This is a genomic window from Nocardiopsis akebiae (assembly GCF_018316795.1).
GTDB lineage: Bacteria > Actinomycetota > Actinomycetes > Streptosporangiales > Streptosporangiaceae > Nocardiopsis > Nocardiopsis dassonvillei.
Map to the genome: position 1 here is coordinate 783,675 of NZ_CP074132.1, position 9,678 is coordinate 793,352.

At 72.9% G+C, this 9,678-nt stretch carries 10 protein-coding genes; 7 read left to right on the forward strand and 3 right to left on the reverse strand.

The genetic code is table 11. The features are described 5' to 3' along the window. Nucleotides 1-81: 81 nt before the first annotated feature. The 3 genes from phoU (at nt 82) to ispF (ending at nt 2,300) form a co-directional block, all read left to right on the forward strand. Nucleotides 82-744: a phosphate signaling complex protein PhoU gene (phoU, locus tag KGD83_RS03415; protein ID WP_047868396.1), complete on the forward strand. Its 663-nt coding sequence runs from the start codon at nt 82-84 to the stop codon at nt 742-744. A 569-nt stretch (nt 745-1,313) separates the two neighbouring features. Further along, entirely contained in the window at nt 1,314-1,796 is a 483-nt protein-coding gene (locus KGD83_RS03420; RefSeq protein ID WP_013155315.1) for a CarD family transcriptional regulator, read from the forward strand. A gap of 33 nt (nt 1,797-1,829) precedes the next feature. Further along, nucleotides 1,830-2,300 carry a 2-C-methyl-D-erythritol 2,4-cyclodiphosphate synthase gene (gene ispF, locus KGD83_RS03425; protein ID WP_212644252.1) on the forward strand — a complete coding sequence of 157 codons (471 nt, stop codon included), beginning with the start codon at nt 1,830-1,832 and terminating at the stop codon, nt 2,298-2,300. A gap of 16 nt (nt 2,301-2,316) precedes the next feature. On the opposite strand, the gene KGD83_RS03430 is transcribed toward ispF, so the two are convergent. Both KGD83_RS03430 and KGD83_RS03435 read right to left on the reverse strand, forming a co-directional pair. Then, a complete protein-coding gene (locus KGD83_RS03430; protein ID WP_249352111.1) occupies nt 2,317-2,793 on the reverse strand; it encodes an MmyB family transcriptional regulator in 477 nt (158 codons plus the stop codon). A 148-nt stretch (nt 2,794-2,941) separates the two neighbouring features. Next, a complete protein-coding gene (locus tag KGD83_RS03435; protein WP_212642477.1) occupies nt 2,942-5,119 on the reverse strand; it encodes a DUF2637 domain-containing protein in 2,178 nt (725 codons plus the stop codon). A 291-nt stretch (nt 5,120-5,410) separates the two neighbouring features. On the opposite strand from KGD83_RS03435, the gene cysS reads away from it, so the two are divergent. The 4 genes from cysS (at nt 5,411) to KGD83_RS03455 (ending at nt 9,409) form a co-directional block, all read left to right on the forward strand. Next, the gene (gene cysS, locus KGD83_RS03440) at nt 5,411-6,814 is read left to right on the forward strand and encodes a cysteine--tRNA ligase (protein WP_212642478.1); all 1,404 of its coding nucleotides are present in this window, start codon (nt 5,411-5,413) and stop codon (nt 6,812-6,814) included. 133 nt (nt 6,815-6,947) lie between these two features. Next, complete coding sequence (gene rlmB / locus KGD83_RS03445; protein WP_212642479.1) at nt 6,948-7,907, forward strand: 23S rRNA (guanosine(2251)-2'-O)-methyltransferase RlmB; 960 nt, start codon at nt 6,948-6,950, stop codon at nt 7,905-7,907. A gap of 136 nt (nt 7,908-8,043) precedes the next feature. Continuing rightward, nucleotides 8,044-8,334, forward strand: coding sequence for a hypothetical protein (locus KGD83_RS03450; protein WP_249352113.1), 291 nt, complete (start codon nt 8,044-8,046; stop codon nt 8,332-8,334). Nucleotides 8,335-8,386: 52 nt separating this feature from the next. After that, nucleotides 8,387-9,409 carry a DNA topoisomerase IB gene (locus KGD83_RS03455; protein ID WP_212642481.1) on the forward strand — a complete coding sequence of 341 codons (1,023 nt, stop codon included), beginning with the start codon at nt 8,387-8,389 and terminating at the stop codon, nt 9,407-9,409. 49 nt (nt 9,410-9,458) lie between these two features. On the opposite strand, the gene KGD83_RS03460 is transcribed toward KGD83_RS03455, so the two are convergent. Beyond that, entirely contained in the window at nt 9,459-9,668 is a 210-nt protein-coding gene (locus KGD83_RS03460; RefSeq protein WP_013155306.1) for an MbtH family protein, read from the reverse strand. Nucleotides 9,669-9,678 lie beyond the last annotated feature (10 nt).

Consider the following 9,678-nt stretch of genomic DNA (forward strand, 5'->3'; position numbering starts at 1 on the left):
GCATGCGACACAACCGAGGTTCTTGCATCGTTCACCAATTCTTGGCCGACTCTTCAAACAACCACTGGGAGCATTGACGCCATGCGCGATACCTACCACGACGACCTTGACAGCCTGAGTGAACGCCTCGTCGAGATGACGCGGCTCGCGCGGCACGCCGTCGCTCGTGCGACCACGGCGCTGCTGGACAGTGACATCAACGCGGCACAGGAGGTCATCTCCGGTGACGAGCAGATCAACCGGCTCGACCAGGAGATCGAGGACACCGCGTTCAGCCTGATGGCCCGGCAGCAGCCGGTCGCCTCCGACCTGCGCACCATCATCACCTCCCTGTACATGCGCGGCGACCTGGAGCGGATGGGCGACCACGCCGTCCACCTGGCCAAGATCGCGCGGCGGCGCCACCCCGACTCGGCGATCCCCAAGCCGGTGCGCTCGATCGTGCTGGAGATGGGCCACCAGGCGGAACTGCTGGTCACCAAGGCGGGCGAGGTCATCATGGACCGCGACCCCGACACCGCCCTGGAGCTGGACAAGGACGACGACACGATGGACCGGCTGCGGCGCAAGCTGCTGCAGCGCATCCTCGCCCCCGGGTGGGAGTACGGGGTGGAGGCCACCATGGACGTCACCCTGGTCGGCCGGTTCTACGAACGCTTCGGTGACCACGCGGTGCACGTGGCCGACAACCTCGTCTACATGGTGACGGGCGAGAAGCGCGAGGACTACGACCCCGAGAGCTGAGCCGGCGAGGGGCCTCTCCACGGCGGCCCCCGCCGGTCCCGCGAGCCCGGTCCGGCCGGGCCGGGCGCCGCACGCGGGTGCGGGCGTGCCTCCTCGCCGTCCGGACGCGTCCCCCTCGGACGTCCGAACCGCGGGTGCCCCCCGGTGCCGCGCCGGAGCGCGCGGTGCCGGGCCGGGGCCGGAACGCGGGGCCGGGGCGCGGCCGACCGGTCCGGACGGGTCGCACGGCGGCCGGAGACGGGCCGTGCGGGGGTCGTTCCGGCGGGTTTTCGGGAGCCCTCGCGGGCGACGTGCGCCAGGCGACCCGGCACGGTGAGATCCGTCGCTCCGGCTCCTCCCGGAAGGCTCCGCGGGCGTGTCCGTAACGCCTTCACCAAGCCCCGGTGAAGGGGCGGACACGGCGTCCGCAAGCCCTTCCGCACAGGGCCTGACCAGGTGCGCAGCAGGCCTCGGGTACACTTTGTCAAGCCCTGAAAAGTAGGGCTTGACCTGCGTGTTCGCAAACCTAATAGGTACGTTAAGTCACAGATTCGTGGTATCCTTGTGGTAGCGGAAGGGGTACCTGTCACATGGCTTTCAAGGTCGGCGACACTGTTGTCTACCCCCATCATGGGGCTGCTCGTATTGAAGCGATCGAGACGCGCAACATTAAGGGCGAGGACAGAATCTACCTCGTTCTGAGGGTCGACAAGGGCGATCTGACGGTGCGCGTGCCCGCCGCGAATGCCGAGGACGTCGGCGTTCGCGACGTGGTGGGGCAGGAGGGCCTGGACAAGGTCTTCGAGGTGCTTCGCGCGCCGCACACCGAGGAGCCCACCAACTGGTCCAGGCGCTACAAGGCCAACCTGGAGAAGCTGGCCTCGGGTGACGTGAACAAGGTCGCCGAGGTGGTTCGGGACCTCTGGCGCCGGGACAAGGAGCGCGGCCTGTCCGCCGGTGAGAAGCGGATGCTCGCCAAGGCGCGGCAGATCCTCGTCAGCGAACTCGCCCTCGCGGAAAAGACCAACGAGGACAAGGCCGAGGCCCTCCTCGACGAGGTTCTCACTACCTGAACCGGTTCTGAAATCACGTAATTGATGACGAATATGCCTCGGGTGGGCGTCGGAACGGACGTCCACCCGTTTTCTCCTGGGCGCACCCTTTTCCTGGCCGGTTTGGAATGGCCGGGAGAGGACGGCGTCAGCGGCCATTCCGACGGCGATGTCGCCGCACACGCCGCGTGCGACGCGCTGTTGTCCGCCTGCGGACTCGGCGATCTGGGTTCCAACTTCGGCACTTCGGAACCGCGCTGGAAAGGCGCCTCCGGAGCGGCCCTGCTCACCGAGACCGCGGCGCGCGTGCGCGCGGCCGGTTTCGAGATCGGCAACGTGGCCGTCCAGATCATCAGCAACCGCCCCAAGTTCGCGCCGCGCCGCGCGGAGGCCGAGAAGACGCTCTCCGAGGTCGTGGGAGCGCCCGTGAGCATCTCGGCGACCACGACCGACGGCCTGGGCCTGACCGGCCGCGGAGAGGGCATCGCGGCCGTGGCCACGGCCCTGTGCGCGGCCGCGGGCTGAGGCCCGGGCGGCCCCGTCACGACGCGCGTCCGCGCTCCTGGTAGACGAGCAGCCGGTAACCGGGGGCGCTGGCGACGTTGAAGGCGTGGAAGTCCACCTTCGGCGGGCCCCGCTCCGGGCGGCGGAGCAGTTTGGTCTCGTGGGTCTTCGGCTGGACGTCGTGCCCGGCCCAGAGCTCGGGGAACGCGGGGCTGCCGCTGCGGAGCGTCTCCAGGAGTTCGGTGGGCCTCGCCGGTGTGCGGCTGGAGTCGGCGCTGGCGCGCAGGTTCGCCACGGTGGCCTCCGCCGCCGCCTCCCACCCGACGAAGAACCGCGGCCCCTCGGGATCGAGCATGGCCATCTCCAGCAGGTTCGCGGTGTCGGTGAACCCGCGGAACGGGTCCCGCGCCCGGTGGTTCACGGCGATGACGTCGAGCACGGGGCCCAGCACGATCGCCCCGGCCTCCTGCCGGGAGTCGAGGAGGGCGAGCAGGTCGATCGGGACGGGGCGCACCGTCGCCTCCTCTCCGGAGGCCCCTTGCCTTCGGGCTGGGCCGCGGCGGCCAGGGGCACCAGAACGACTTCGGGGCCGTGCACAACCTGTGCACAGCCCCGTCGTACGCCCGTCGGGCGTGTGCGCTCGGCGCGTCCGCCCGCCGTTCCTACTCGTCCGGGCGGAGGGGCTCGCTGCGCACGCGCCGCGAGGGCGGACCCGAAGAGAAGTCCGGCAGCGGCGGACGCGGCGGCTTGAGCACCATGGGGCGCTTCTCCACCGGTGTGAGGGGTCCGCGCCGCTCCTGGGCGGGACGCCCGGCACCGGTCGCGGGCCCGGCCGGGGACTCCGGGGAGGAGGGGGCCGGTTCGTCCTCGTCCTCCTCCCGGACCGTCTGCGGAAGCTCCTCCGCCTCGGGCGGGAGGTCGGCGTCGGTCGCGGAGGGCTCGGACCCCCCGAGCGGTTCCGGCTCCTGGAGCGGGTCCTCCTCCGGGAACCGGTCCTCGTCGGTCTCGTACCAGGCCCAGGCCTCCTCCAGCCCCGGCGCGGGCTGCGCGGGTTCGTCCGAGGGAGCCGCCGCCTCCGGGGAGGCCCCACCGATCCGGAACGCCGCCCGCACCGTGGGACCGGTGTCGTGGTCCAGCACGGGCGTCGGCTCCGGCTCCCGGGACTCCTCCGCGAACGGCGGGGTGTCGTCCTCCGGCGGCGTCCACACCGGCGGCACGTAGTCCGCGAGGACGCGGGCGCCCGAGTCGTCCGCGGGCGGCTCCCAGTGCGCGGTGTCCGGGGCGCGCTCCACCGAGGGCCCGACTTCTGTTGCGGGCTCGGGCTCGGGCTCCACTGGCGTGCTCCGCGACGCCGAAACGGGAGCGGACCGCGGCACGGAACCGGCCCGCGCGTCCTCCGCCTTCGCCGTGGGCTCCGGCTCGGACGGCGCGCTCCGCGAGTCCGTGACCGGTTCGGGCACCACGACGGGAACGGCTTCCGGCTGGGGTTCCGCGGGCTCCTCCACCGGTTCGGACCGCGGTTCGAAGGCCGTGACGGCCCCGGTCCCCGGCTCCGGTCGTACGTGGTGCTCGGGCTCCACGTGTGGCTCGGGCTCCGCCGCGGGCTCTGCGGCCACCGGCGGGGCGTCGGCCTCGTCCGACACCGGGTCGCCGAAGGGCGGTTCGTGCTCGAAACCCTCGTCGGCCAGGTGGTCGGGGACCACCGCGACCGGCTCCGGTCCCACTTCCGGCTCCGGTTCGACGTCGGCGGGCGCGGCCGCGCCGGGCACCACAGGGGCCTCCTCGGCGGCCCGCTTGATCGGGTTGTGCCCGTCCCGTGAGCGCCGGGGCAGGCGCACCGTCGGCACGGACGCCTCGATCCCGTCCCCGCCGTCCCGGTCGTCCCCGGCGTCGGAACGCGGTGCTTCGCTCCCGGCCACGGGCAGCGGCTCGGCGGCGAACTCCTCGTCGTCCCAGCCGTCCCCGTCCCGGTCGGGCTCGTCCCGGTCCCGGGCGGTGCCGGGTTCCGGGTCCTGCCCGCGTTCCCGCCGCTCCCCGGGCGGGTTGGGCCCGGCGAACGCCTCCGACCCTCCCGGGGCCTCCGAGGCTCCGGCGGTCCTCGGGTCCCCGCCGTTTCGGCCGTTCCCGTCCCAGTCGTCCCCGTCCCGGTCGGGACGGCCGACCGGTGCGAACGCCTCGGTCTCCTCCTCGTCCCGGCCGTCCTCGTCCCGGTCGTCGGCGCCCAGGCGCAGCAGCCGCGCCTGGAGGGTGCCGCCCTCCGAGGCGGACAGGGGAGCGGTGTCCCCGCGCGGGGGGACCGCGGTGCGGGCGTGCAGCACCGTCGTGGGGTCGTCCGCCGGACGCGGCCTCGCCATCCGTGCGCGGCGGCGCCTGCGCATGTGCGCGCGCAGGGTCATCCACAGCAGGAAGGCCACCAGCAGCGCCGCGAGCGGCGCCACCGCCACGATCACGTTGGCGACGCCCTGGTGCAACCGCTCGACGAGTTCCAGGCTGCTCATCAGCATCGCCGCCGCGGCGAACAGGACCAGCACCGGGATCAGCACCAGGTCGACCCAGAGCCGCTCGCGCGGGGGCGCTCCGCGCAGCAGGTAGCTCACCCAGCAGGCCATCATCAGCAGCAGGGTGTAGGTCACCGGGAACACGTGGGCGAGGGGACTGCCCTCGTGGCCGCCGTACTCGGCGAACTGGAAGATGCCGTTGTAGGAGATGACGAGGGCGCACAGAGCGATGAGGCCGACGAACAGGCCGCCACCGACGAGAGCACCGGCTCCCGCGCCGCGACCTGCTGCGGGCCTACCGTTCCGTGTCCCTGACTCGGGGGCGTTGTTGTAAGGGGCCATCGCCTTCGCAGCGTAGTCCAGGCGGTGCCGCGAACACGAGATTCCGTCTGATTATGGTTGCTACCAGACGAGCCGTCCCCAGGCGTTCTGTGTCGTTCTGTCGGAATATGCAGGGAGCAGCGCTCGGGAGAACCCGCGGAACGGACTTCCGGCCAGGGTTATCTCACACCCCGTGTGTCCGAATACGGCCAATCACATATACGCACTTGGGGATGTCCGGGAGAGCTCCTCCACCTGGGAGTCCCTGGTTTGTGACGCCGCTGCGAGGGGAAAGGGGATACGCTTGACAACGTGAGTCTGCGCTTCTACGACACCAGTGCCCGACAGGTCCGCGAGTTCGTCCCGCTGCGCGAGGGGGCCGCCTCCCTGTACCTGTGTGGTGCCACGGTGCAGGCACCCCCGCACATCGGGCACATCCGCTCCGGGGTGAACTTCGACATCCTGCGCCGCTGGCTGACGCACCTGGGGTACGACGTCACCTTCTGCCGCAACGTCACCGACATCGACGACAAGATCATCCGGGTCGCGTCGGACGAGGGCGTGCCGTGGTGGCAGGTCAGCGAGCGCAACCAGCGCGCGTTCACGCACGCGTACGAGATCCTGGGCTGCCTGCCGCCCACCGTGGAGCCGCGGGCCACCGGGCACGTGCCCGAGATGATCGACCTCATGCACCGCCTCATCGACGCGGGCCACGCCTACGCCGCCTCCGACGGCTCCGGCGACGTCTACTTCGACGTGCGCTCCTACCCGCCCTACGGGGGCCTGTCCAACCAGCGCCTGGACCAGGTCGTGGAGTCGGCCGACTGCGACGCGGACCGCGACAAGCGCGACCCCCGCGACTTCGCCCTGTGGAAGGGCGCCAAGCCGGGAGAGCCCAGCTGGCACACCCCGTGGGGGCGCGGACGCCCCGGCTGGCACCTGGAGTGCTCGGCCATGGCCACCAAGTACCTGGGCCCCAGCTTCGACATCCACGGCGGCGGCCTGGACTTGGTCTTCCCGCACCACGAGAACGAGCTCGCCCAGTCCCGCGCGGCCGGGGACGGCTTCGCCCAGTACTGGCTGCACAACGGGCTCCTCGTCGTCGGCGGCGAGAAGATGAGCAAGTCCCTGGGCAACTCCCTGCTCATCCCGCAGATGGTGCGCAAGGTGCGCCCGGTCGAGCTGCGGTACTACCTGGGCCAGGTGCACTACCGCTCGGTCATCGACTACTCCGACGCCGCCCTCCAGGAGGCGGCCACCGCCTACCAGCGCATCGAGGGCTTCCTCACCCGCGCCGCCGAGGTGCTGGGCGAGGTCGTCCTGGCCGCGGACGTCCCCGCGGAGTTCGCGTCCGCGCTCAACGACGACCTCGGGGTCTCCCAGGCCCTCGCCGTCGTGCACGGCCACGTCCGCGAGGGCAACACGGCGCTGGCGGCGGGCGGCAAGGAGCAGGCCGCCGAGATCGCCGGTGAGCTGCGCACCATGCTCGGCGTCCTGGGCCTGGACCCGCTCGGGGAGCAGTGGGCCACCGGCGGGGACCAGGGGCTGCGCGAGGTCGTGGACGCCCTGGTGGCGGTGGCCCTGGAGCAGCGCCAGGCCGCGCGCGGCCGCAAGGACTACGCGGCGGCCGACGCGATCCGCGACCAGCTCGCCGGGGCGGGCGTCGTGGTCGAGGACACCCCCGAGGGTCCGCGCTGGGACCTGCGCCGCGACTGAGGCGGCCCGGGCGGTGGCGCGGCGGCGTTAGTCTGGGAGTTCGCCGCCGCGTTCACGTTGGCAGGCCACATTCCACCAGCCGGATGCCACGCGCCTCCGGCATGCCCGCGACACTGACGGGGAGGCGGCGACCATGCCGGCGAAGAAGAGCAAGAAGGGTCCGACCAAGGGCAGCGGAGGCAAGGGCCGCCGCTCGCTGGAGGGCAAGAGCGGCACCCTGCCCGCCGAGCAGCGGCACTGGTACGAGGGCAAGCAGCGGGCCAAGGCCGCCCGCCGCCCCGACTCCGCGGGCCAGGCCCGGGGCCAGCAGGGGGAGCGCCGCCGTGCGGACGCCTCCGACCTGCTGGTGGGGCGCAACCCGGTGGTGGAGGCGCTGCGCGCCGGTATGCCCGCCACCCGCCTGTTCCTGGCCAACAGCCTCGACCCGGACGAGCGCGTCAACGAGGCGGCCCGGATCGCCGGTGAGCGCGGCCTGGACGTGCTGGAGGTCACCAAGACCGAGCTCGACCGCCGCTGCGAGAGCAACGGCCAGCCCGGCGCGGCCCACCAGGGGCTCGCGCTCCAGGTGCGCCCCTACCAGTACCGCGCGCCCGAGGCCCTGCTGGACACGGCCATGGAGTCCGACACCCCGGCGCTGATCGTGGCCCTGGACGGGGTGACCGACCCGCACAACCTCGGCGCCATCGCGCGTTCGGCCGCCGCGTTCAACGCGCACGGCCTGCTCATCCCCGAGCGCCGCTCGGCCGGGGTCAACCTCACCGCCTGGAAGACCTCCGCGGGCACCCTCGCCCGGCTGCCCGTGGCCCAGGCCACCAACCTGACCCGCGCGCTGGAGGGCTACAAGAAGGAGGGCGTGTTCGTGGTCGGCCTCGACGCCGGCGGCGACACCCCCATCCCGGACCTGGAGCTGGCCACCGGCCCGCTGGTCGTCGTGATCGGCTCCGAGGGCAAGGGCCTGTCCCGCCTGGTGCGCGAGGCCTGCGACGTGGTCGCGAGCATCCCGATCGGCAACGCGGAGTCGCTGAACGCCTCCGTGGCCGCCGGGGTGTCCCTCTACGAGGTGGCCCGCCGCCGCTCCGCCGCGAAGGGGTAGCAGCGGCACCCCGCTTCGGACCCGTCCGGCTCCGCGCACACGGAGCCGGGCGGGTCCGCGCCTTCGTTTTCCGCTCCGGCCCCGCGGGTAGCTGTGCTGCTGCACGTGGCCATCGCAGAGGAAGCGGGTGGGCGGCATGGCGACTCCTCCTGTACCCGACTACGAGGACCTCTCGCTCCGGGACCTGGACGAACGCGTCCGCTCCCTCCCCGCGGAGCGGGTGCGCGAGCTGATCGCCTACGAGGAGAGCCACTCCGGCCGGATGCGGGTGCTGGAGCTGCTGAAGGACCGCCTGCACGCGGCCGAGGGAGGCGACGAGGCGCATCGGGAGCCCGGGCCCGAGGGCGGTGGGGACGCCGCCGACGCGGCCGACGCGCGGTCGGTGCCCGAGAGCCCGGAGCGCCCGCCCGGCCGGGACCCGTCCTGAGCGGGCGAGCGGTCCGGGGAACGCGCACGGTCGTCCGTGAGGAGGCCTCGGTATGAGCCTTCGGCGCAGCGATCCGGCCGAGCCGGGGATCACCAGGCGCCGTCGCGGTCGCGGCTACAGCTACCACGGCCCGGACGGCAGAACGGTCACCGACCCCGAGCAGGTCCGGCGCGTCAGGGAACTCGTCGTGCCCCCGGGCTGGCACGACGTGTGGATCTGCCCCTCGCCCGAGGGGCACATCCAGGCGTGCGGCACCGATGACGCGGGCCGCCGCCAGTACCTCTACCACGCCGAGTGGCGGCGCCGGAGCGAGGAGGCCAAGTACGACCGGATGCTCGACTTCGCCGAGCTGCTCCCGAAGATCCGCGGCACGCTGACCGAGCACCTGGGCCGCCGCGGGCTGCGGCGCGAGCGCGTCCTGGCCGCGGCCGTCCGCCTGATCGACCTCGGCTTCCTGCGGGCCGGGGGCGACGCCTACGCCGCCCGCAACGATTCCTACGGGGTCGCGAGCCTGCTGCGCGAGCACGTCCGCCGCAGCCGCGGCACGGTGGTGTTCGAGTTCCCCGGCAAGTCAGGTCAGGACCAGCGCGTCGAGTGCGCCGAACCCGAGATCCGCCGGGTGGTCTCCGGCCTCCAGCGCGTCCGCTCGCCGGGGCAGGACCTGTTCGCCTACCGCGCCGGCGACGGCTGGCACGACGTGAACACCGACGACCTCAACTCCTACCTGCGCGAGGTCGCCGGGGAGGAGCACACGGTCAAGGAGTTCCGCACCTGGCACGCGACGGTCCTGGCCGCGGTCGGGGTCGCGGTGGCCGTGCCGCCCGAGGACGACAGGGGCCTGGCCCGGTTGCGGACGCACGTGGTCCGCGAGGTGGCCGACTACCTGGGCAACACCGAGGCGGTGGCCCGGGACTCCTACATCGACCCGCGCGTCTTCCGGCTGCACGAGCGGGGCGTGACCATCGCCGCCTCCCTGCCCGAACTGGGCGGCGAGGCGCCCGCGGGCGAACTCGCCACCCAGGGCGGGGTGGAGGAGGCGGTGCTGCGCATGCTGCGCGACAACGGCGACGCCTGAGGGCGGGTGAGGGCGCCGGGGCGCGCCGGACCCGCGCGCCCCGACGCGTTCAGCCCTCCTGCGCGGCGATCAGGCTCGCCGGGCGCAGGTCGGTCCACTCGCGCTCCACGTACTCCAGGGCCTCGGCCCGGGAGGTCTCGCCCTGGGCCACCCGCCAGCCCCGGGGCACCTCGGCGAAGGCGGGCCACAGGGAGTGCTGGCCCTCGTCGTTGACCAGCACGAGGAAGCGTGCGTCCTCGTCGTCGAAGGGGTTGCTCACGTCGTTCCGT

Excerpts from the sequence above, each read along its gene's own strand:
- KGD83_RS03435 (WP_212642477.1), bottom strand. The coding sequence starts at position 5,119 with ATGGCCCCTTACAACAACGCCCCCGAGTCAGGGACACGGAACGGTAGG.
- ispF (WP_212644252.1), top strand. The coding sequence starts at position 1,830 with ATGCCTCGGGTGGGCGTCGGAACGGACGTCCACCCGTTTTCTCCTGGG.
- KGD83_RS03450 (WP_249352113.1), top strand. The coding sequence starts at position 8,044 with ATGGCGACTCCTCCTGTACCCGACTACGAGGACCTCTCGCTCCGGGAC.
- KGD83_RS03455 (WP_212642481.1), top strand. The coding sequence starts at position 8,387 with ATGAGCCTTCGGCGCAGCGATCCGGCCGAGCCGGGGATCACCAGGCGC.
- rlmB (WP_212642479.1), top strand. The coding sequence starts at position 6,948 with ATGCCGGCGAAGAAGAGCAAGAAGGGTCCGACCAAGGGCAGCGGAGGC.
- phoU (WP_047868396.1), top strand. The coding sequence starts at position 82 with ATGCGCGATACCTACCACGACGACCTTGACAGCCTGAGTGAACGCCTC.
- KGD83_RS03420 (WP_013155315.1), top strand. The coding sequence starts at position 1,314 with ATGGCTTTCAAGGTCGGCGACACTGTTGTCTACCCCCATCATGGGGCT.